The sequence below is a fragment of the Sphaerisporangium melleum genome, from assembly GCF_014646695.1.
Taxonomy (GTDB): domain Bacteria; phylum Actinomycetota; class Actinomycetes; order Streptosporangiales; family Streptosporangiaceae; genus Sphaerisporangium; species Sphaerisporangium melleum.
The window spans coordinates 261,407-282,979 of record NZ_BMNT01000001.1 but is presented as its reverse complement, the minus strand read 5'-3'; the positions used below and the strand labels follow the sequence as shown (position 1 = coordinate 282,979).

Here is a 21,573-nt window from a genome sequence, read left to right as displayed (position 1 = left end):
CGGGATGAGCGACGACTTTGCCGCGGCGGCGGAGCAGGCACTGGCACGGCTCGGGCCGCTGTACACCGGCACGCTGGGGCTCGCCGTGGGACAGGGGCTGCCCGTGGAGGCGATCGTGCACGCGGTCCCGCTGCCGGAGTGGCCGGAGATCGCCCGGCGGGTGCTGGACGCCGCCGCGGTGGCGGGACTGAGCGGCGCCGAGGCCGGCGCCTACCTCAGGGGCGCCGCCGCCGGGTGGGCGGCGCACGAGGCGGGAGTGCGGGTCGAGTCGGTGTGGAGCGGGCCCGCGACCCACGAGGTGCCGGTGCGCGCCACCGCGCCCGTGCTGGTCGACCTCGTCGCGCACGCCACGCACGAGCTGATCCTCATGACGTACTCGGCCAGGCCGTACCCGCCGTTGCTGGACGCGCTCGCCGGCGCGGTGGCCCGCCGGGTCCCGGTCATGGTGGTGGTCGAGACGCTGCAGGGCGCGGGCAGTGCCCTGGCCGGATCGGAACCGGCCCTGGCCTTCGCGTCGGTCGCCGGGGTGGAGGTGTGGCACTGGCCGGCCGGCAGGCGCGGTGAGCCGGGGGCCAAGATGCACGCCAAGCTGGCGGTGGCCGACCGGCGGGTGCTGCTGGTGTCCAGCGCCAACCTCACCCAGTCGGGCGTGGCCAAGAACATCGAATCGGGCGTCCTGGTCCGAGGCGGGACTGCTCCGCTGCGGGCCGCCGAGCACGTGTCCGAGCTGCGCGCCAAAGGCGTCCTGGAACGGCTGCTCTGATCGAGCCGCGCCGATGAGCACGCGCTCCGCTCATTGGACGATCGCCACCATCAGTTCGGCGGCCGTCGGACGGTTGTGCGGTTCCTTCTCCAGGCAGGCGGCGACCGGGCCGACCAGCATCGGCGGCAGAACCGAGAGGTTGGGGTGGTAGGACAGGATGGCCGAGAACAGCTGGAAAGGCGTCTCGCCGCGGAAGGGCCCCGCGCCGGTCGCGCCGTAGAACATCGTCGCCGCCCAGCTGAACAGGTCCGACTCGGGGCCGGCCGTCCGTCCGGAGACCTGCTCGGGTGACATGTACGCGGGCGTGCCCTTCATGCCGCCCGAGGTGGTGACGTGGTCCAGCGCCCGCGCCACCCCGAAGTCGATCACCCGTGGGCCGTCCGGGCCGAGCAGGACATTCGCCGGCTTGAAGTCGCGGTGCACGACACCGGCCGCGTGGATGCCGGCCAGCGCGGCGGAGGTGGCGATGGCCAGCCGGATGAGTCCGTCGCCGTCGAGCGGCCGGCCCTGACGCCGTACCAGCGCGTCCAGCGACGGGCCGGGCACGTACTCGCTGACCACGTACGCCCGGTCGTCGACGACGCCCACGTCGATGACGCGCGCCGTCGCGTACGGCGGCACCCGGCGCGCGGTCAGCACCTCGCGCATGAAGCGGTCGCGCTCGTCGCCGGCCCCGTGGACGCGGGCGTGCAGCACCTTGACCGCCACCTCGCGTCCGTCCGGGGCCTGCGCGAGGTACACCGTTCCTTGGCCGCCCTCGCCGAGGCGGGACAGCAGGCGGTAGGGGCCGAGCAGGCCGAGCTCGCCCGTGACCGGGCGAGCGGGGCCGGACCCGGGCACCGTTCCCCAGGGGTCCCGGACGGGTGGCGGGCGGTGATACGAGGCCGGCGGCGGGGCCGTCCATCCGGGAGGCGGCGACGACACGCCAGGTGCCGGATGCGAGTACGTGACCGGGGGACTCAAGGGGGGCTGGAACCACATCGCGCGCGGGAGGAAGACGGTGGGCCGGACGATGAACGCGTGCACGGTGCCGCCGAACCAGACCCCGAGCACCCACACGAACCCGGCCACCTGGTTGCGCCAGTCGTTCTGCGGAAGCGCGCTGAGAGAGGAGGAGGTGACCAGGTACAGCAGAAACAGCACCCCGTAGCCGGCCGCCGCGAAGATCAGGCCGCGGCGTCTTGTCCGTATCGCGGCATGGCCGAAGATGAAACAGGTGCCGAACCCACATGTGAAAAGCGGCGTAAGTGCCCAAATAACACTTAACGGAAGCCCTCGCCAGGACCGGCGATCCGGAACGCGGCCATCCGTGCCCTGGTGACGAGCAGCGGGACCGCGACTGGCAGACACAGCGGAAATGATACGGATCGGCCACCAGGCGACGCGAGTGGCCGATGTCGCCACTCACCCGCGCATTGATCGTGTACTTTCTTCCTTTATGGCCTTAGGGGAAAGGCGGCCCGCTCCGAACCGCAAGATGACCATCGCCGAGCGGTACGAACTGGACCCGTTGTCGCGCCGATCCGGCGGGATGGGAGAGGTCTGGTTCGGCCACGACAAACGTCTCGACCGGCGGGTCGCGGTCAAGTTCATCCGGGTCGACCGGCTGCCGGACGGCAGGCCCGACGACGAGCTCACCAAGCGGTTCGTCCGCGAGTCCCGCATCACCGCCGGGCTGGAGCACCCCGGAGTTCCCAACGTGTACGACTGCGGCTCCCTCGGCGACGATCTGTACCTGGTCATGCAGCTCATCGACGGCTGCTCCCTGTCGGACCTGCTCGACGAGATCCGCGAGGACGGCGAGATCCCCGTCGCCTGGGCCGCCGCCATCGCCGCACAGGTGTGCTCGGTGCTGTCCGCCGCCCATGCCCGGTCCCTGGTGCACCGGGATCTCAAACCGGGCAACCTCATGCTCTGCGCCGACGGCACCGTCAAGGTGCTCGACTTCGGCGTGGCCGCGGCCCTGTCGTCCACCGAGACCCGGCTCACCCGCACCGGCATCGCCCTCGGCACCCCCGAGTACATGGCGCCCGAACAGGCCGCCGCGGGCATCGTCGGACCGCGCACCGACCTGTACTCGCTGGCCGTCGTCCTCGACGAGATGCTCGCCAAGGACAACCAGTTCAAGGGCGACACCGCGCTCGCCTCGATGCGCAACCACACCGACCGCGAGCCGCGGGCCCTGCGCGGCCGGCGGCCCGACGTACCGGAAGGGCTGGAACGCCTCGTCCTGCGGATGCTCGCCAAGAACCCCGAGGACCGGCCCGCGTCCGCCGGCGAGGTGTACGCCGGGCTGCTCGAATTCTGCGCGGATCTGCCGCCGTTCCCCGGCTACGTGGACCTCGCCACGCCCTACCCCACCCGCATGTACGCCAAAATCGTCGGCCGAGCCGAGCCGCCAGGCCCGACCACCTCTGGGAGAGAGCGCGACGCACCGGCACCCGCCGAGGTCGCCGACGCCAGAAAGCGCGCGGAGAAGCTCAGGACCGCGTCCCGGTTCGGCGAGGCGGCCGAAGTACTGTCAGAGCTGCTCCAGGCCGGGGCCGCCACGTTCGTGGCGCGGCGTCCCGAGATGATCGAGGTACGCATCGAGCTCGCCGACGTGCTGTTCCTCGGCGGCGACTACCGCCGGGCCGCCCCGCTGTTCCGCGAGCTCGCCGCCGACCTGACCACGGCCAAGGGGCCATCGGACGACCTCGTGCTCCGCTGCAGACTGATGGAGGCCCACTGCCACGCCGTGATCGGCGAGACGGACCTGGCGCTCGCGCAGTTCCGCCGGCTGCTCGACGACGAGAGGGAGCTCGGCGTCGACGAGGAGCGCATCCTGGAGCTGCGGCGGCAGATCGGTCTGCTCGAACTGGGGACGGGGAACAGGGCCGCGGCGCGGCGCACGCTGACCGGCCTGCTTCCCGACCTGGAGGGGCGGTACGGCGCGCACCATCCGAACGTGGTCAAGGTCCGGGAGATGCTGCGGGACCTCGGTGCAGAGCGGTGACAACGATTTCCGGACGCACGCTAACGGCCCTCGCCCGAAAGGCGATGGGCAGGTGCGTGCCCGGTGCAGGTTCGCGATGAGAGGTGAGGAGTGGCGTGGCGAAGCTCGGGATCGACAAGGACTTCCTGAAGGACTTCGGCAAACTGGAACGGTCCGTACAGGACCGGGTCACCGAGGTCTTCACCAAGTTCGAGCACGCCACCCATGCGGGGTTGCACCTGGAGAAGCTGCGCAACGCGCGTGACGACCGCTTCCGCACCATCCGTATCGACCTGTTCTGGCGAGGCGTCGTCCTCGCCCCCGATTCCGGCGACACCTTCACCCTGCTGAAAGTGCTCCCGCACGACGAGGCCATCGCGTGGGCCGAACGGCGGCGCGCCTCGGTCAACGCCGCGACCGGGCGCATCGAGATCCGTGACGTGGCCGCGATCGACGCCACCCTGCCCGAGCTGCGGCGCCACACCGGGACCGCCACCACGCTGCTGTTCGAGGACGTCCGCGACGCCGACCTGACCGGCCTCGGCGTGGACGAGCAGACCCTGGCCTTCGCACGCGCGCTCACCCACGTGAGCCAGCTTGAGGCCGCACAGGCGTTCCTGCCGCACAACCAGTGGCAGGCCCTGTACGGGCTGGCGGCCGGGTTCACCCCCGAACAGGTGTGGGCCGAGCTCGGCGCCGCGCCCGCGCGGGAGCCGTACGACACCGAGGACCTCTCCGCGGCCGTGGAACGCACGCCCGAGCAGGTGGTGCTGGTGGACGGACCCCGAGAACTCATGGAGGTCTTCCGGCACCCCTTCGCGCTGTGGCGGATCTACCTGCATCCCACCCAGTACCAGGTGGCGAACGCTACGTTCAGCGGGCCCGCGCGGATCACCGGAGGGCCGGGCACCGGCAAAACCGTGGTCGCCCTGCACCGTGCGCACCATCTCGCCGGATCCGGCGCCGGCCAGGTGCTGCTGACCACGTTCACCTCGACCCTCTCCACCTCGCTGGAAGCCGGGTTACGCCTGCTGGCCGACTCGCCGGCGATCCTCGACCGGATCGAGGTACGCCACGTCGACCAGCTCTCCTACCAGGTCTTCGCCGAACGGCACGGCCGCCCGGCGATCCTGCGCGACAAGGAGGAGAAGGAGATCTGGCGTCGCATCGTCAAACGGCTCGACGCGCCGTTCACCGAGACCTTCCTGGCCGAGGAGTGGCGGCACGTGGTGCTCGCCCAGCGGGTGACCAACGCCGCCGAATACCTGGCCGCCAAGCGCGAAGGACGCGGACGCGGGCTCGGCACCCGGCAGCGCGCGCAGCTGTGGCAGGTGATCTGGGAGTTCGAGGAAGAACTGAAACGCCGGCGATATTGGACGCACGAGACCATCTGCGCCGAGGCCACCAGGCTGCTCGACGAGCGCGCGGACAAGCCGTACCGGCACGTCATCGTCGACGAGGCCCAGGACCTGCACCCGGTGCAGTGGCGCTTCCTCCGCGCGGCGGTCGCGCAGGGCCCCGACGACATGTTCATCGCCGGGGACACCCACCAGCGCATCTACAGCAGCCGCGTCTCGCTGCGCGAGGTCGGCGTCAACGTCGCGGGCCGATCTTCCCGGCTCACCGTGAACTACCGGACCACGGCCGAGATCCTCGCCTGGAGCCTCGGCATGCTGCGCGGTGAGGCCATCGACGACATGGACGGCGGCCTGGACACCGTGGCCGGTTACCGCTCCCAGGTGCACGGCTTCCCGCCAGAGCTGCACGGGTTCCGTACGCAGAAGGAGGAGCTCGACGCGCTCGCCCGCAAGGTCGGTGAATGGCGGGACATGGGCGTCGCGCCGGAGGAGATCGGCATCGCCGCGCGCTCCAACGTCCTCGCCGACTCCGCGGTCACCGTCCTCAACCAGGCCGGTATCCCGGCGCGGTCGCTCGCCAAGGCGGGAGGCCCTGAGGACGTGGTGCGCGCGGGCACGATGCACCGCATGAAAGGGCTGGAGTTCCGATGCGTCGCGGTCATCGGGGTGGGCGAGCACGCCGTGCCCTCGTCGAGCGCCGTCACCCCGTCCGAGGAGGACGCGGTGACCCACACCCAGGACCTGCAACGTGAACGGTGCCTGCTGTTCGTCGCCTGCACCAGAGCCCGCGAACGGCTGCACGTCTCCTGGCACGGCAATCCAAGTCCATTCCTGGACGGTTCCATCGAGTGACCAACGGTTATCGTTCGCTTGCGAAGCGTACGGCGATCATCTCCGGCACATCGTTTTACCTGAAGGCGGGTCATGGCCAAGCTCTCGGTACTTCTCCATCAGATCGACAACGGCACGGTGCTGCTCCCGGAGTTCCAACGGGGGTACGTCTGGAACCGCGACCAGGTGCGCGGGCTGATGCGCTCGCTGTACCGCGGCTACCCGGTCGGCGGACTGCTGCTCTGGGAGACCGCGCCGGAGCAGACGGCCGTACGCGGCGGCGCGACGGACGGCGGGGTGCGATCGCTGTTGCTCGATGGACAGCAGCGGATCACCTCGCTGTACGGCGTCATCCGCGGCCAGGCGCCCGCCTTCTTCGAGGGGGACGCCGCGGCGTTCACCGGCCTGCGCTTCAACGTCGAGGATGAGAGCTTCGAGTTCTACGCGCCGGCGAAGATGCGCGACGACCCGCGATGGGTGGACGTCACGCGTCTGTTCACCGAAGGTCTGCAGCCCTTCTTCAAGGACTTCAGCGCCATGCCGGAGAACTTCTCCCTCTATCTGGAACGCCTGAACCGGCTCTACCAGCTTCTGGAACGGGAGTTCCACGAGGAGAAGATCACCGGACCGGACAAGGACGTCGAGGTCGTCGTCGACATCTTCAACCGGGTCAACTCCGGGGGCACCGCGCTGTCGAAGGGTGACCTGGCACTGGCCAAGATCTGCGCCCACTGGCCGCCGGCCCGCCAGGTCATGCGCGATCACCTCAAGGCGTGGCAGGACAAGGGGTTCGACTTCTCCCTGGACTGGCTACTGCGCAACACCGCGGCCGTGGCCACCGGGCGCGCGGTGTTCACCGCGCTCGACACCGTCTCCGCCGGCGAGTTCGAGGTCGCCCTCGCCAAGTCGGTCGGATACATCGGCAACTTCCTGGAGGCCGCGTCCGGCCGGCTCGGCCTCGATCACGACCAGGTACTGATGGGCCGCTACGCGATCCCCGTCATATCTCGCCTGCTGCACCTCAGCCCCGGCGGTCGCTTCGCGGACGCCGCCCACCGCGACAAGGTGCTGTTCTGGTACGTGCACTCCGCGCTGTGGGGACGCTTCGCAGGATCGACCGAGACGGCACTGGCCAAGGACTATGAAGTCGCCAAGGACTCCGGCATCGACGGGCTCATCTCCTCGCTCGAACGCTGGCGCGGCGGCAACCTGGAGATCCAGGCCCACGACTTCGAAGGCTCAACCAAGGGGTCGCGTTTCTACCCTCTGCTCTACCTGCTGACCCGGGCCAAGGGAGCCCGCGACTTCGGCAGCGGGCTACCGTTGCGCGCCGAGATGCTCGGCAAGCTCACCTCGCTGCAGGTCCACCACATCTTCCCCAAGGCCGTGCTGCACAAGGCCGGGTACGACCGCGGCCAGGTGAACGCCATCGCCAACTTCTGCTTCCTCACCCAGGACACCAACCTCGTCATCGGCAAGCGCACCCCGGAGGAGTACTTCACCGAAGTCGAGGACAAGCATCCCGGTGTGCTGGCCTCGCAGTGGATTCCCGCCGACCGCGACCTGTGGCGGGTCGATCGGTACCTCGACTTCCTCGAGGCACGGCGCGAACTGCTGGCCCAGGCCGTGCAGTCCTTCCTCGCCGAACTGCGCAACGGCGCCGCGCCGCAGGCCGAGGAACTCGCCCCGGTCACCGTCATCGCCGACGAACGCGACGACGTACGCGTCGCCCAGGTCAAGGCCATGGCCGAGGAACTGGTGCGGCTCGGGTACGCCGAACCCGCCCTCGACAGCGAGATCGCCGACCCCGCCAGCGGCCGTGCCCTGGCGGTGGCCGAGGCGTTCTGGCCCGACGGCCTGCAGCCGGGACAGGGCAAACCCGTGATCCTGGAACTCGACCCGGAGGCCGCCGACCTGCCCCGGCTGGAGGAGCTGGGATACGAGGTCTTCACCTCGGTCGACGCGCTGCTCGGGTACGCCGCCCGGCGCAACGAGTCGGCGGCCGGAATACCGGTGGTGGTGGAGCAGGCGGAGGTCGCTCCGGAAGTGTCACCCCCGTCCGCCGGTGTCGACGCGGAATTCGACAAGGCCATGCGCTCGATCTACGACCGGGCGCGGCGCGAGGCGAACTACCACGCCGGCTACTTCCTCAGCATGCTCGCCGAGCACGGCAGCCTCGCCACCGCCCGCAAACTCCTGCACGCCCCGGCCGTGAGCGATGGCTTCGCCGCCCTGTGGGAGCGAGGCCGGCTGGACCTCACCGTAGAAGCCCTCGTCATCCAGCCCCACTTCGCTGACCTCTTCACCCCCGCGGAGATCGAGATAGCCCACCACCGCCTCACCCAATTCGGCTACCACTGACAGACGCGCGCCCCGGGAGACCTGGTTCACGAGCGGCGAACGGAGCCCGATTGAATACCGAATGGGCCAGCCCTTCGGAAGCGTGCGACACGAGTTCGGTGAGCTCCTGTTCGCCTCCGTGATGGATGCGCCCCATCACCTATATCGGGGACTCGTCGCGAGTGCTCGTTATCGATCGGTACACAGCGGGACGAAGTCCGCTGCTGTTTCGTGATCCGATATCTTCATCGCGGAAGTGCAATGAGCCACGAATCACACGTCCGTGGACGTCGAAGAGGTCGCTCTGATAGAAGCTGAAACTGGCCGGACGTCCTATGAGGCTATTGTGAAGTGTGTGCGTGCCCGCTACGCTAATTGACTGCGGTGCGTATAAGAGGTGGATGTGCGAAGCGTCCACCATTGCTCGGTGGGATCGATGCACGCGCCGTGTCTCGTGCATTCGTCATGGTGAACGTGCAATGCTGGGAGGAATCCTTGGCCGCGTTGAACTGGGACAGGTCCAGGCGGGAGATCATGATGGCTACTGCCGCCACCGAGCAGAGGCTTGAGGAGGCCGCTCTTCAGGACGCGGCCCTTCTCGGTCATTCCGGTTTCGGCGGTGATCCGCGTGCTCGCGACGACCACCATGATTTCCGTCAAGCTCTCAAAGAAGAGCTCTATGGTGGGGTGTCGCAGGAGACGCGTACAAGTGATCGCCGGAAAGGGCGGTCATCAACGAAGCGTCAGCCGACCGCCCGTTCTCGTACGGCCGATTCTTTTCCGCGCGTGAATTCTGTTCCCGCTGCTCGATCTGATTCTCCGGCTTCGCCCCAAAGTCCGGACGCCCGTCTGGCTCGATTGCTGGAAGAGATCGGTGAGGCGAGAAAGCGAAACAGGACGGACCGCGTGCTCGGCCTGTGCGGCGACGCATGTAGCGTCCTTGGCAAGGTGAAGGGTCCACGTGCCGACCAGGCCCGGCGGTCGCTGAAGGGGCACCTGGACTGGGCCAAGACGCAACTGGACGCGAATACGACAAAAAAACCGGCTTCTCGCCCTGTCCCTCCCTCGAAAAGATAGCCGCCGGGTGCCCTGCATCTTGGTTTTCGCCGAGTCTAGGATGGCCCGTCATAGACTGGGTTGAGCGGGTCGCGAGCATTCGGCGGTGGGCGCGGAATGGGGAGCGGGCCCCGCGGAAACCGCTCCTGCTGCTCTACGCCTAGTGGAGCCGGCCAACATCGAGTGGCACCACCGCCAGGTCCGCACGAGGCGCCGGTCGGGGAGAAATACCGAGCCTGCCAGCCCCCGATTGAGGCGAGGCGATGCGGACGACGTTCACGCAGCGTCAGATGAGCATCCGGGCGAAGGCGTCGGGCGTGATGATGGGGATGCCGTAGGCGCGGGCCTTGCGCGCCTTGCCGGACAGGGAGTCGGGGTCGGCGGCGACCAGGAGGCCGACCTTCTTGGTCACGTTCGGGTGTGGCACGTACCCGGCCTGGCGGGCGCGCCGCTCCCAGGTCTCGCGCCCCTCGGCCATCTCGCCGGTGAACACGACGAGGTCGCCCTGCTCTAAGGCGAACCGAGCCAACGGTACCGGCGTCCGCGTGGCGGCCTCGGCCAGGGCCTCTCCGGTCGCTGTGGCGGGTAGGTGCAGCAGGACGGCGATCAGATCGAGTTCGTGCCGCTCGGCGTCCGTGACCACTCCGTCGGCCAGGGCTCCCTGTGCGAGCGCGACGAGATAGTCCCGGTGCAGCCGGTCCAAGTCCGCCCGGCACAGTCCAAGCCCGGTCGCCAGTTCGACCAGGGCGTCCGCCTCCGCCGCCGAGATGTGACGGTCCAGCAGCACCTGGTCCAGCAGGGCGAGGTACGGCCCGGCCTGCACGGGCTGCGCCCTCTGGGGCACCCGATCGAGGATGCGCGCGAGGAAGTGCCGTTCCCGTTCGGCCGAGGCCCCTCTCCGCACCCAGGGTGCGTCGCCGCCGGGGGACACCGGCCAGTCCGCGTTGGCCGCCGAGCGCAGAGCCTCAGGCCAGGGGGACTCCGGCCGGGCCAGGCCCAGGTAGTGCCGTAGCAGGCTCGCGGCGGCGCGGGCGTCGATGAGCGCGTCATGGTGCCCGTCGAGAGGTATGTCCGCCACGGCGCAGCACCCGGCCAGATTGCGCGGCGCGTGCGGCAGGAACCGCCCGGCCTCCGTCATCGTGCACACCCCGATGACGGCCAGGGAGGGGGACGCCACCCCGACCCGGCTGAACTCGGCTTCCAGGAAAGCGGTGTCGAACGCGAGATTGTGGGCGACCGGCACCCGGCCTCGCAGCAGTGCCGTCATCGTGCCCGCGATCTCTTTGAATGTCGGCGCGTGCCGGACGTCGGCCGCGCTGATGCCGTGAATACGCTGGGGCCCGAGGTCGCGTTCGGGATTGACCAGCGTGCTCCATTCACCGGTCACCCGTCCGTCCAGATCGGTGTGCACGACACCGATCTCGATGATCCGATCGTGCCACGAGGGCCGCAACCCCGTGGTCTCCACATCGATCACCGCGTAACCGGCCGGACCGCTCGCCATCTGCCTGCCCTCCCCAGCGCGTACGACTCACTCGGACGATGGCATCAGGAGCTCGGTCATACGGGCGGAAGGGGCAAGTGTGATCGTCTCGTTACGCACAGCGCTGAAGGGGAACCGTGGACGGAGGTGTCCTCGGTGTCGCGCCTCTGGATGGATGTGCCGTCGCGGGAGAGGCCACCCGATCGTCAGGTGAGCGAGTCGATCCAGCGTTCCAGGCGGCGGCCCTCGGTGGTCATGAGGTCGGGGTCGCGGAAGGTGTTGGTCAGCAGCGAGATGCCCTGGTAGGCGGCGATCAGGGCCACGGCGAGCTCGCGAGCGTCGGGCCGGCCCATCGCCTGGAACTGCCGCTCGGCCCAGTCGAGCAGTGCCCGCATGACCTTGGCGATCTGGCGGTCCAGGCCGTCGTCGCGCTTGTCGAGCTCGGCGGCCAGCGTTCCGGTGGGGCAGCCGTACCGGGCTGCGAGGTCCCGCTGGTCGACCCACCCGCTCACGAGCGCCTTCAGCCGGTCCTGAGGGGTGGGAAGCGCGTCGAGCGCGGCGATGATCGTCTGCAGGTTCTGCCCGTGTGCGTCGATCGCGGCCTCGACGAGCTGGTCCTTGGTCTTGAAGTAGTAGTAGACGTTGCCCACCGGTACGTCGGCCGCTCGTGCGATGTCGGCGAGCGTCGTCTTCTCGACACCCTGTTCGTGCAGGACGCGGGCCGCGGCCGTGGCCAGCCGTTCCCGCTTGCCCGGCTTCGACCGCACCTTCGCTGAGTCAGTCACCTGACTGACTATAGACGCGTGGAGATCTGATCGACTATAGTCCCTTCCTAGTTAGTCAGCTAACTCACTCACTTCGAAGGAGCTTTTCATGATCGTGGTAACGGGTGCGACCGGGAACGTCGGACGCGACGTCGTGCGTATCCTCGCCGAGGCCGGCGAGCAGGTGACGGCGGTCTCCCGGCAGTCCGTGCAGCCCTCGGAGCTGCCGCCCGGCGTACGGCACGTGCGGGGCGACCTCGCCGAGCCCGTCAGCCTGAGGCCCGCGCTGGAGGGGGCCGACGCGCTGTTCCTGCTCGTCGCCGGGGACGACCCGCAGGGCATCCTGGACCTGGCCACGGCGGCCGGAGTCCGGCGGGTGGTCCTGCTCTCCTCCCAGGGAGCCAGGACGAGACCCGACGTCTACCGCCACCCCGCCGCGTTCGAGGACGCCGTGCGCGGCTCCGTACTGGCGTGGACGATCCTGCGGCCCGGCGGCTTCGCCTCCAACGCCTTCGCGTGGGCCGAGCAGATCCGGTCGCAGCGGACGGCCGCCGCGCCGTTCGGCGACGTCGGGCTGCCGGCCATCGACCCGGCGGACATCGCCGAGGTCGCGGCCGCGACTCTGACGAAGGACGGCCACACCGGCCGCGCCTACGAGCTCACCGGCCCGCAGCCGGTCACTCCACGGGAACGGGCCGCGGCGATCGGTGCGGCACTGGGCACTCCCGTCCGGTTCGTCGAGCAGACCCGCGAGGAGGCCCGCGCGCAGATGCTGCGGTTCATGCCCGAGCCGGTCGTCGACGGCACGCTCGCCATCCTGGGCGAGCCGTCGGACGACGAGCGGAAGGTGAGCCCCGACGTCGAGCGGATCCTCGGCCGCGCGCCGCGCACCTTCGCCGACTGGGCGGCACGCAACATCGCCGCCTTCCGCTGACCACCCCGGCCCGCGACCTGCCGACGACGACTTCGGATGTCGGCTTCACAGTGCACTCCTCGTCTCGGCCTCCTGGCGGTGAGCGCTCCGCGCCGTGGCCGCCCGAGCAGGACATCGCGTCAGGCCGCACGGTGAGCGGCCTACCGCCCTCGGCCAGGCGGTTCCTCGCGGAGAACCACGTGGCGACACTGACGACCCTCCGGCCCGACGGTTCGCCACACGTGGTCGCGGTGCGATTCACCTGGGACGACGCCGCCGGCCTGGCCCGTGTCATGACCGTGGCGTCCTCGCGCAAGGCCAGGAACCTGACCGTCGCCCCGGGTAGCCGAGCCGCGCTGTGCCAGGCGGCCGGGCCCCGCTGGATCACCCTCGAAGGCACCGCCATCACCTCTGCGGACCCGCTGCGCGTCGCCGAAGGGGCCTGCCGCTACGCCGAACGCTACCGGTCCGCACCGCCCGATCCGCCCGGCCGGGTCGTGATCGAGATCGCGGTCGACCGAGTGATGAAACTCAACATCTGAAAGAGGCACACCATGCCCATCCAGCCCGTACTCGACTCGACGATGTACTACGAAGACCTCGGCGCCGGCGCCCCGATGGTCTTCCTGCACGGCAACCCGACCTCCTCGCACCTGTGGCGGCACGTCATCCCCGCCGTCGGCGCGCCCGGCCGCCGCCTGGCCCCCGATCTGATCGGCATGGGCAGGTCCGGTAAACCGCCCATCGACTACGGCTTCGCGGACCACGTCCGTTACCTGGACGCCTGGTTCGACACCCTCGGCCTCGACGACGTGGTGCTGGTCGGCCACGACTGGGGAAGCTTCCTCGCCTTCGACTGGGCCGCCCGCCACCCCGGTCGCGTACGCGGCATCGCGTTCACCGAGGCGATCGTCAAGCCGATGTCCTGGGAGGAGTTCCCCGAAGGAGGCCGCGAGCTGTTCCAGGCCATCAAGACCAGTGGCGTGGGGGAGAGGATGATCCTCGACGACAACGCCTTCCTTGAGCAGGGGCTGCCGGGCACCGTCGCGCGCGCCCTTGGCCAGGAGGACCTCGACGCCTACCGTGAGCCCTACCCCACGAGGGAAAGCCGCCTGCCGCTGCTGCGATGGGCACGGTCGATGCCGCTCGGCGGAGAACCCGCCGACGTCGTGGCCAGGATCGAGGCCTACGACCAGTGGCTGGCCACCAGCCCCGAGGTGCCGAAGCTGCTGCTCACCTTCGACCCCGGCCCCGGCCACATGATGACCCCGGCGATGTACGACTGGTGCGAGGCCACCATGGCCGGCCTGGAGATCCGGCACCACGACGTGATCGCCGGGCACCACACTCCGGAAGACCACCCCCAACTGATCGCCACCGCCATCGCCGACTGGGCCGACAAGCACGCACTCCGCTGATTCTCGATGGCAGGGGCAGATGTTCCTGGCACCTGCCCCAGCAGGTCGTTCTGCTGGGTGCCGTCCGCCGCCCAATGCCATGGGGGGCCAATGTGCTCCCGGCACCCATCGAGATCACACCTGAGTTGACAGGCGCTCACGGAGACCGGCCTGCTTTGGTCGGTCACCCCAGCCATTCGATGGTTAGGCGTGAGCCTCGCCCATCGCGCGAGGGCCTGATCTTTCCGCTCTACCGGCCGCCGCGTACAGAGGGTCACGATGCTGTCTGCGCTCATCAGCGGACCGGCCTCGTCCGGTCCAAGGCCGTGGCAGGATTTGTGCGTCCGAGAGGTGGAGTCCTGTGCCCGTGGCGAGGCCAGGCCGGTGGAAGGTGCCCATTGACCGACGACAGAATACGTTTATCCGGCTTCGAGGAGCGCCTACTGGCGCTCGCCGACGAGCGCGGCTTCACTCCTTCCAAGCCTCTGACGGTCAAATGCGCCGAACTCGAACACCGCGGCCGTGCCACCGTCATCTACCTGGACCGGGAGAAGACCGCACGTGGCGTCATCGCGGTGTTCGTGTCTCCCGAGAGTGACCTCGGATCGCTGCGCGGAATCCCCGGGCTTACCATCCCCGCGGATGTTCAACACCACTCGGGAATGACGAGATTTCCCCGGCGCATAAATCGAGGGAAGACGCCCACCGCCTACGGATACCTGATCAGGTGCGCTGACCTCAGCGCCTACGGTCGCCTGCTCGACCGCCTGGCCGCGCCGGCGTCGCCCTAGTCTCCGCGGTACGCGGCCCTTCGAACGACCACGAACGGGCCGACTCGGCTTCTGGGCCGGCAGCGGGTCTCCACGGCGACGAGCCAGGCGACCGCGGCCGGTCGGCTCTTCGGGGGAGTCATGACGATGGCGATCGCCTTGGAAGGCATCGTCCATTCTCCATATCTGCTCCACGGGTGCGTGCCGCGAAAGACCGCAGGTGGGCGTGTCCGTGATGATGCCGGAAAGCGTGCGTCCGAATGTCCCCGAACATCACTCGCCTCTATCAGGCGGTTCTCTTCGACGCGACCGCGCCGATCTCGCTCCGGCTTCGCCGAACCTTCGGTGACTGGCTGGTGGGACAAGGACACCAAGCGCCGGACCCTGGAAAGCCCGTGCAGGAGTACGGCGAGGGCGGCACCCGGATCCGGCTGGAACGCCGGGCCGACTGCGGCCGATACCTCGTCGAGGAGAAGCGCGGCGGCGGAGTGCTGCGCACGCGAGTCACCTACCACGAGCCCATTTCCGGATTGGCCGGTTGGGTGCTCGTCACGGTGGAGGAGAACGGCCCGACAGGTGCGGGCCACGCGCCGGGCTTCCTTCCGGAGTACTTACGCACAGCTCGGATCACGGATGGCGCCGTCCATCTCACGGACGCGCCGGACGCGCTCGACGAGAACGACGTTCCCCGGCTGATGCACGCCTTGACCGAGCGGGGACGACGGGTGCCGCTGGTCGTCGTGGCCCACGATCAGCAGGATTCGGGTGCCGCCGCGTCACGAGCCCGCCATCTCGCGGCGGCGACCGCCGGTGCCGCTGTGGTGGTGCGCTTCGCCGACTCGCACGCCGAGCGGCGCTTCAACAATGCCGCCGGTCCCGACCTCGGGGTGTTCGGCGGGAGCGTCCGTACCTATGTGGCGCCGTTCGACCCGAGGACCGAGAGCTATCCGTTCCGGCATCGGCTGATGAGCGGGAGCAGGCTGCGCTCTCAGGGCGACCAGGCCCTCGATCTGGTGACGGAGGGCATCATCGGCGCGACTTTGCACCAGGCGCTTCCCGATGTCGTGCAACGCTCCTACCGAATGGTGTCGCGGATCCTCGCGGGTAATGCCCAGCCGGGAGACATCCGTGCGGTCCTCGTGCCACGGCCGTCCGCGGTCGACCCGAAAGAGGAATTGCGCCGCAAGATGATGGCGCTGACCGTGCGTCCAGTACCGGCCGCGAAGCCCTCGGACGACTCCCATCGCACATCTGACCCGGATGATGTGCCTGTCCCGGCCGGCGTTCCGGTATCCCGTGAGAAGTCCGAAGAACCGGACCGTTCTCTCTCAGAGCCGTCGGGCGTCTCCGGCGGTGCAGCGGCCCTCGACGTCGCCACGCTGGCGAAATCGGTCGCCGCGGCCGTGACCGGCGACCTGCGCGGCGAACTGGTGGCCGCGCTCGAACTGGCGGTCAAGAGCTCGGAGAGCGGGCACCTGCTGCGCCAGATGCGCGTTCTCGGTGCGCACGTGAACGGGTTACGAGAGGTCGTTCTGGCCCGCGAGCGCCGCACCGAACCGGAGGGTCGGTCGGCGGTGGAAGCCCTGCTCGCCACGGCCGGAGGCGAGAGCGACGGGCTCTCGGCCGAGATCGAACTGCTTCGCACCGAGCACGGCGTTCTGCAGAGCGAATACGCCGAAGCCATGGCGAAAGCCCGCACGCTCGAACGGCGCGTGGGCTGGCTGGAGGCGAAGCTGGCCGAATCCGCGCAGTCCGTGTACGGCATCGCCGTGGAAGAGCCGGTCTTCGAGCCGGCGGGCCTCATGGACGCTCTTTACCAGGCCCGCGAGACGCTCCGTCATGTGGAGATCGGGGACACCGACGCGGCGGCCACGAAACTGGACCTCGCCTATCCGACGCTCGCCCCCGTGTGGGCGGCCAAGGCATGGGACGCCTTCCGCGCGCTGGACGCGTTCGCCGAGGCCAGATCCGCGGGAAAGTTCACCGGTGGCTTTCTGCAGTGGTGCATGAGTGCCGCGGTGGAGACCATCCCCGCCGGCATGGTCGCGATGAGCGAATCCAGGACGGTGAACACCAACGGCAGGTACAGCACGCACCGGATCTTCGAAGTGCCCCGCGAGGTGCACCCGTCGGGAAAGGTGTTCATGGAGGCGCACATCAAGTTGCGCAAGGGCGGCGTCCCCGCGCCACGCGTGCATTTCCACGACGACTCGGGCGGCGCCACCGGAAAGGTCTGGGTCGGCTACGTCGGGGACCACCTGCCGAACACGCTGACGAACTGACCGGCGCATCGACCTGACCTCATGCCCGCGATAGCGGGCGGGCTTGCCGACGGCAGGGATAACCGTTAGACATAGGGCTAACGGTTATCTAGGAGGGGCCGATGCGGCAGGAAGTGGTGCTGGCGATGCTGGCCAAGGAGCCCTCGCACGGCTACCAACTGCGCGCGCGACTGCGTGACGCGCTCGGCCCTCTCGGTGACGCGATGAACGCCGGGCAGGTCTACGTCACGCTGGCCAGGCTGGAGAAGGCCGGTCTACTGGCGGTCGAGGGATCCGCCGATGACGCGGACCGGTCGGATCGCAAGGTGTACGCGCTCACTCCCAACGGCCAGCAGCGGGTCGCCGAGTGGATCGCCGAGGTGGGCTGGCCGAGACCCGACCTGGCGGAGTTCCATCTCAAGCTGATCGCGGCCGCGTCGGCCGGACTGGCCGACCCGCTCACCATCGTCGACACCCAGCGCCGGGAGCTGCTGCGCCGGCTGCGTGATGCCCAGCGGGCCGCCATGGCGGAGCCGGCCCTCTCGGCCGCGGCGCTGTTGCTGGAGGGCATCGTTCTCCGGCTTCAGGCGGACCTGCGCTGGCTCGAGGCATGTGAGAAGAACTGGACCCACCGAAGGAGTGGATCGTGAGCAACGCCGCCGAGACGCCGGTGCTTCGCGCCCGCGGGCTACGAAAGGAATACGGCAAGGGGGAAGGACTGGTACGCGCCGTCGACGGGGTCGATCTCGACGTCAGCGCGGGAGAGACAGTGGCGATCATGGGCCCCAGCGGCTGCGGCAAGTCCACGCTGCTCCACCTGCTCGGCGGGCTGGACCGGCCCTCCAGCGGCGAGGTCTCGCTGAACGGCCGGCGCATCGACGACTTCAGCGAGAAGGCCCTTGCGGCGATGCGACGGACCGACGTCGGCTACGTCTTCCAGTCCTTCCATCTGATGGAGGAGCTCACCGCCGTCGAGAACGTCGAGCTGCCGGCGCTGCTCGCCGGACGCTCGCCCCGGGCCGCCCGTCGGCGCGCCGAAGAGCTGCTGGATCAGCTCGGGCTCGCGGGCCGGGCGCGTTTCCTGCCTTCCGCTCTTTCCGGAGGTCAGCGGCAGCGGGTCGCGGTCGCCCGGGCGTTGAGCAACGAACCGTTGGTCGTTCTCGCCGACGAACCGACCGGAAACCTGGACAGCGCGGCCACCTTGGACGTTCTCCAGCTCTTCGAGGAGCTGCACGAGTCCGGGCAGACGCTGGTCATCGTCACCCACGACGCGCGGATCGCGGCCACCGCGGACCGGATGTTCTCGATGCGCGACGGCGTGCTCGTGGACCAGACCTGGCTGACCGGCGGCACCACCGGGCAGCTCGGCGCGCTCGCCGGACTGGAGGACTGACCGGAATGGGCCGTGCCCTCCTCGTGACCCGTCTTGCCCTGCGAGACCTCCGGCGGCGCCGCACCGAGGCCGCGCTTCTGCTGATCGCCATCCTGGCGGCCACCACAACCCTGACGCTCGGGCTCGTCATGCGGGACGCGGCCGCCGATCCGTATGAGAGCACCCGGGCGGCGACCAGCGGACCCGACGTGGTCGCTCACGCTCAGTCCGCCGAGTTCGACCGTCTCGAGAATCTGGTGAGCGCGGCCGGCGTCACCCACCACAGCGGGCCGTACCCGGTCACTGCCGCGAAACTGCAGAACTCCGGCAGAACGTCAGACGTGCAGGCCGTGGGGCGCGACGCCGAGTCGGTGTCGGTCGACCAGCCCAAGGTGCTCCAGGGAAACTGGGTCAGCGACGGCGGGGTGGTGGTCGAAGCCGCCTTCGCCGACGCGATCGACGTGCACGTCGGTGGGACGGTCACGCTGGACGGCCGGTCGTTCAAGGTCGTCGGCGTGGCGATCACCGCCGCCATGCCGCCCTATCCGGGGTCGTCCTGTCTCGTCGCCCCCGGCTGCGTGAACGGCGCGGTCCCCGACGACGGCACGGCGCCGGCGGGGTTGCTGCGCAACCCTGGGCTGGTCTGGCTCACCCAGGCCGACGTCCGGAGCCTCGGATCGGATCCGGCCTCGCTGTCCTACGTGCTGAACCTGAAGCTCGCCGATCCGGCCCAGGCCCAGGCGTTCGCCGACACCGGCCAGGGCGACCGCGGTCACCCCCTGTTCATGCAGAGCTGGCCTGACATCCTCGATGACGCCACCGAGCTGGCCCGGGACTCGCAGATCCTGTTGCTGCTCGGCGCCTGGCTGCTCAGTCTGCTCGCAGTGGCCGGTCTCTCGGTGCTGGTCGGCGGCCGGATGGCCGATCAAACCAGGCGTGTCGGGCTGTTGAAAGCAGCCGGTGGCACGCCGGGCCTGGTCGCCGCCGTGCTGCTCGCGGAGTATGTCCTGGTGGCCGTCGTCGCGGCGGCGGCCGGGCTGGCGATCGGGGCGCTGACCGCTCCGTTGCTCACCGAGTCGAGCGCGGGCCTGGTCGGCGGCGCGGGGACGGCGTCACTGACCTGGTCCACGGTCGGTCTGGTGACCGCCGTGGCCCTCGGAGTCGCGGTCGTGGCGACCGCTGTTCCGGCCGTGCGCGGCGCCCGTTCCAGCACCGTCAGCGCACTGGCCGACGCGCCACGCCCACCCCACCGCGCCGGTCGGCTGATCGCTCTTTCGGCGGGTCTCCCGGTCCCGCTGCTTCTCGCCCTGCGGGTCGCCGCCCGCCGCCCGCGACGGGTCGTGCTGGGCGTGCTCAGCATCGCCGTCACCGTCAGCGGGATCTACGTCCTCCTGGTGCTCAACGCCTTCCTCGGTGACCAGCCGAGCACCGGCGCGTACACCGAAGGTCAGGTGGTGGTGCTGCGGCACGTACTCCTCGTCTGGACGGTCATCCTGCTCTCCTTGGCGGCGGTCAACGCCGTCGTCATCACCTGGGCGACGGTACTCGACAACCGGCACGCGTCGGCACTGGCGCGTGCCCTCGGCGCGACCTCACGGGAAGTGACCGCCGCCCTCGCGGCCGCGCAGGTGCTGCCCGCGCTGCTCGGCGCCGTCCTGGGCGTCGTCCCGGGAGGGTTCCTGCTGTTCACCGCCATCAACGTGATCACCGGTGGCGACAGCGAGAAGGTCACGCTTCCCGTGCCGTGGGAGCTGATCGCCGTGGTGCTGGTGACCGTACTCGTGGTGGCGGTGCTCACCTCTGTTCCCGCCTACCTCGGCGGCCGCCGTCCAGTGACCGAGACTCTCTGAGCCGAGCCCTCATGATTTCGAGCGAACCCGCCGGACCGTGGCCAACGGGTCGGCGATCCGCGAGAAGGCAACCGCCCAAGACCATCGCGGCCAAGGGACGCCACGATGCCGAAACTCTCGACGGCTCGTGGTTCCAGGTGCACGGGCGAACCGGCTGGACGGAGAGTCGCGGCCTGTCAAGATGACGACATGAGCGAGGACATCAGTGTGCGGCGGCTTGACCTGGGCTATTTCATTCGGCCCGCGTCGGAGACGGGCGGGGTGGGGCCACGGGTGGAGCCGGTGCTCGCCTACCTTGTGCGGCATGGCAACGGGGTGATCCTGTTCGACACCGGGATCGGCGCGGCGGACGCGGGGACCGAGGCGCACTACCGTCCACGGCGGCGTTCGCTGCGGGACGCGCTGGCGGACGCCGGGGTGCGTACGAGCGACATCGCGCTGGTCGTGAACTGCCACCTGCACTTCGACCACTGCGGGGGCAACCCCCTGATGAGCGGTACGCCCATCCTGGTACAGGGCACGGAGCTGGCCACGGCCCGGCGCGGCGGCTACACCGTGGACGCGCTCGTCGACTTTCCCGGCGCGACCTACGAGGAGCTCGCCGGCGAGACCGAGGTATGGCCAGGGGTCTGGATCATCCCCACCCCCGGGCACACCGACGGCCACCAGTCGCTGGTCCTCCGGCGCCCGGACGGCGGCGTCATCCTCGCGGGCCAGGCCCACGACTTCGCGTCCCACTTCGCCTCCGACCACCTGGCCCGCCAGGCGGCACTCCACGGTGCGGCGGACCCGCTCCCCTCGTACCGGCCCTGGCTGGAACGCCTCGCCGACTTCGACCCGCGACGCGTCCTCTTCGCCCACGACTGCTCCATCTGGGAACCCGCGCACATCGACTTCTAGCACCAGGCCCGGCCACGCGTCCCGTTCATCGATCTCGTTCTGCGGGACGAACTGCGCCGCAGCGCTCAACGAGGCGCCCGGTGTCGACCTGCCCGCCGCGAAGCCGGAGCCGTACCCTTGCCGGCCGGCGAGGCCGTCCGTGACGTGCTGCTCTCCGCCATCGACTGGTTCGTGAGCCGGGCCAAGAGAGCGGCAGAGGTGGAGTGAGACGGCGCGAGTGCAGGCGTGATTCTCTTCCGATAAGCCAATTACAGGGACGGAACAGCAGGGACCGCGTCTCAGGGCCGCTGCGGAGTGCCACCGCCGGGGAAGCAGATGCCGCACGGCCGGAAGCCGGCCGCCTCGGCCTGCCCGTGAGTGGCGAAGCGGACCGTGCCGTGCAGGGTGTATCCCTGTGCCTCACCGCCGGACTGCCCGGCGCGCAGCCCCCAGCACTCCTCGGTCAGGTGGTAGGCGTCGCCTGCGCCGGTCGCGATCAGCTCACTCATCCTCCGCTCCTCCCTTGAGTACGGCGAGCGAGCGCTGCACCGCTGAGGCAGCG

Annotated in this window: 18 protein-coding genes and 1 pseudogene; 15 read left to right on the top strand and 4 right to left on the bottom strand. The window is 69.6% G+C overall.

All coding sequences use genetic code 11. The features are described from left to right. Positions 1-4: 4 nt before the first annotated feature. Entirely contained in the window at positions 5-763 is a 759-nt protein-coding gene (gene drmC / locus IEY93_RS01625; protein WP_189161100.1) for a DISARM system phospholipase D-like protein DrmC, read from the top strand. Between the two features lie 30 nt (positions 764-793). Here drmC and IEY93_RS01620 read toward each other — a convergent pair whose 3' ends face one another. Continuing rightward, a complete protein-coding gene (locus tag IEY93_RS01620; RefSeq protein WP_504739350.1) occupies positions 794-2,113 on the bottom strand; it encodes a protein kinase domain-containing protein in 1,320 nt (439 codons plus the stop codon). 127 nt (positions 2,114-2,240) lie between these two features. On the opposite strand from IEY93_RS01620, the gene IEY93_RS01615 reads away from it, so the two are divergent. The 5 genes and pseudogenes from IEY93_RS01615 to IEY93_RS39660 form a co-directional block, all read left to right on the top strand. Next, on the top strand, positions 2,241-3,758 hold the full coding sequence (locus IEY93_RS01615; RefSeq protein WP_229690766.1) for a serine/threonine-protein kinase: 1,518 nt from the start codon (positions 2,241-2,243) through the stop codon (positions 3,756-3,758). Between the two features lie 95 nt (positions 3,759-3,853). Next, positions 3,854-5,947, top strand: a complete 2,094-nt coding sequence (locus IEY93_RS01610) for a UvrD-helicase domain-containing protein (RefSeq protein WP_189161098.1) — start codon at positions 3,854-3,856, stop codon at positions 5,945-5,947. Between the two features lie 72 nt (positions 5,948-6,019). Then, positions 6,020-8,287: a GmrSD restriction endonuclease domain-containing protein gene (locus IEY93_RS01605; RefSeq protein WP_189161097.1), complete on the top strand. Its 2,268-nt coding sequence runs from the start codon at positions 6,020-6,022 to the stop codon at positions 8,285-8,287. Positions 8,288-8,731: 444 nt separating this feature from the next. Further along, positions 8,732-9,343: a hypothetical protein gene (locus tag IEY93_RS01600; RefSeq protein WP_189161096.1), complete on the top strand. Its 612-nt coding sequence runs from the start codon at positions 8,732-8,734 to the stop codon at positions 9,341-9,343. 50 nt (positions 9,344-9,393) lie between these two features. Beyond that, positions 9,394-9,483 (top strand): annotated as a pseudogene (locus IEY93_RS39660) (phosphorothioated DNA-binding restriction endonuclease); the annotation flags it as partial. A gap of 125 nt (positions 9,484-9,608) precedes the next feature. Here the strand turns inward: IEY93_RS39660 and IEY93_RS01595 are convergent. Both IEY93_RS01595 and IEY93_RS01590 read right to left on the bottom strand, forming a co-directional pair. Then, on the bottom strand, positions 9,609-10,826 hold the full coding sequence (locus IEY93_RS01595; protein WP_189161095.1) for an exonuclease domain-containing protein: 1,218 nt from the start codon (positions 10,824-10,826) through the stop codon (positions 9,609-9,611). A 185-nt stretch (positions 10,827-11,011) separates the two neighbouring features. Then, positions 11,012-11,590, bottom strand: coding sequence for a TetR/AcrR family transcriptional regulator (locus IEY93_RS01590; RefSeq protein ID WP_189161094.1), 579 nt, complete (start codon positions 11,588-11,590; stop codon positions 11,012-11,014). An 88-nt stretch (positions 11,591-11,678) separates the two neighbouring features. Here IEY93_RS01590 and IEY93_RS01585 point away from each other — a divergent pair, with 88 nt between their 5' ends. The 9 genes from IEY93_RS01585 (at position 11,679) to IEY93_RS01545 (ending at position 21,032) form a co-directional block, all read left to right on the top strand. Continuing rightward, positions 11,679-12,503: an NAD(P)H-binding protein gene (locus IEY93_RS01585; protein ID WP_189161093.1), complete on the top strand. Its 825-nt coding sequence runs from the start codon at positions 11,679-11,681 to the stop codon at positions 12,501-12,503. A 131-nt stretch (positions 12,504-12,634) separates the two neighbouring features. After that, positions 12,635-13,024 carry a pyridoxamine 5'-phosphate oxidase family protein gene (locus IEY93_RS01580; RefSeq protein ID WP_189161092.1) on the top strand — a complete coding sequence of 130 codons (390 nt, stop codon included), beginning with the start codon at positions 12,635-12,637 and terminating at the stop codon, positions 13,022-13,024. A 12-nt stretch (positions 13,025-13,036) separates the two neighbouring features. Then, the gene (locus IEY93_RS01575; protein ID WP_189161091.1) at positions 13,037-13,900 is read left to right on the top strand and encodes a haloalkane dehalogenase; all 864 of its coding nucleotides are present in this window, start codon (positions 13,037-13,039) and stop codon (positions 13,898-13,900) included. 377 nt (positions 13,901-14,277) lie between these two features. Then, a complete protein-coding gene (locus IEY93_RS01570; protein WP_189161090.1) occupies positions 14,278-14,670 on the top strand; it encodes a hypothetical protein in 393 nt (130 codons plus the stop codon). A 239-nt stretch (positions 14,671-14,909) separates the two neighbouring features. Further along, positions 14,910-16,931, top strand: coding sequence for a hypothetical protein (locus IEY93_RS01565; protein WP_189161089.1), 2,022 nt, complete (start codon positions 14,910-14,912; stop codon positions 16,929-16,931). Positions 16,932-17,032: 101 nt separating this feature from the next. Beyond that, positions 17,033-17,560, top strand: coding sequence for a PadR family transcriptional regulator (locus tag IEY93_RS01560; protein WP_189161088.1), 528 nt, complete (start codon positions 17,033-17,035; stop codon positions 17,558-17,560). Next, on the top strand, positions 17,557-18,303 hold the full coding sequence (locus IEY93_RS01555) for an ABC transporter ATP-binding protein (protein WP_203967899.1): 747 nt from the start codon (positions 17,557-17,559) through the stop codon (positions 18,301-18,303). Before IEY93_RS01560 ends, IEY93_RS01555 begins: the two co-directional genes overlap by 4 nt. Before the next feature lie 5 nt (positions 18,304-18,308). After that, positions 18,309-20,132, top strand: a complete 1,824-nt coding sequence (locus IEY93_RS01550; protein WP_189161087.1) for an FtsX-like permease family protein — start codon at positions 18,309-18,311, stop codon at positions 20,130-20,132. A gap of 189 nt (positions 20,133-20,321) precedes the next feature. After that, entirely contained in the window at positions 20,322-21,032 is a 711-nt protein-coding gene (locus IEY93_RS01545) for an N-acyl homoserine lactonase family protein (protein ID WP_189161086.1), read from the top strand. A gap of 278 nt (positions 21,033-21,310) precedes the next feature. On the opposite strand, the gene IEY93_RS01540 is transcribed toward IEY93_RS01545, so the two are convergent. After that, a complete protein-coding gene (locus IEY93_RS01540; protein WP_189161085.1) occupies positions 21,311-21,520 on the bottom strand; it encodes a hypothetical protein in 210 nt (69 codons plus the stop codon). Positions 21,521-21,573: the final 53 nt, after the last annotated feature.

Excerpts from the sequence above, each read along its gene's own strand:
- drmC (WP_189161100.1), top strand. The coding sequence starts at position 5 with ATGAGCGACGACTTTGCCGCGGCGGCGGAGCAGGCACTGGCACGGCTC.
- IEY93_RS01615 (WP_229690766.1), top strand. The coding sequence starts at position 2,241 with ATGACCATCGCCGAGCGGTACGAACTGGACCCGTTGTCGCGCCGATCC.
- IEY93_RS01605 (WP_189161097.1), top strand. The coding sequence starts at position 6,020 with ATGGCCAAGCTCTCGGTACTTCTCCATCAGATCGACAACGGCACGGTG.
- IEY93_RS01600 (WP_189161096.1), top strand. The coding sequence starts at position 8,732 with ATGGTGAACGTGCAATGCTGGGAGGAATCCTTGGCCGCGTTGAACTGG.
- IEY93_RS01595 (WP_189161095.1), bottom strand. The coding sequence starts at position 10,826 with ATGGCGAGCGGTCCGGCCGGTTACGCGGTGATCGATGTGGAGACCACG.
- IEY93_RS01585 (WP_189161093.1), top strand. The coding sequence starts at position 11,679 with ATGATCGTGGTAACGGGTGCGACCGGGAACGTCGGACGCGACGTCGTG.
- IEY93_RS01575 (WP_189161091.1), top strand. The coding sequence starts at position 13,037 with ATGCCCATCCAGCCCGTACTCGACTCGACGATGTACTACGAAGACCTC.
- IEY93_RS01565 (WP_189161089.1), top strand. The coding sequence starts at position 14,910 with ATGTCCCCGAACATCACTCGCCTCTATCAGGCGGTTCTCTTCGACGCG.
- IEY93_RS01560 (WP_189161088.1), top strand. The coding sequence starts at position 17,033 with ATGCGGCAGGAAGTGGTGCTGGCGATGCTGGCCAAGGAGCCCTCGCAC.
- IEY93_RS01550 (WP_189161087.1), top strand. The coding sequence starts at position 18,309 with ATGGGCCGTGCCCTCCTCGTGACCCGTCTTGCCCTGCGAGACCTCCGG.
- IEY93_RS01545 (WP_189161086.1), top strand. The coding sequence starts at position 20,322 with ATGAGCGAGGACATCAGTGTGCGGCGGCTTGACCTGGGCTATTTCATT.
- IEY93_RS01540 (WP_189161085.1), bottom strand. The coding sequence starts at position 21,520 with ATGAGTGAGCTGATCGCGACCGGCGCAGGCGACGCCTACCACCTGACC.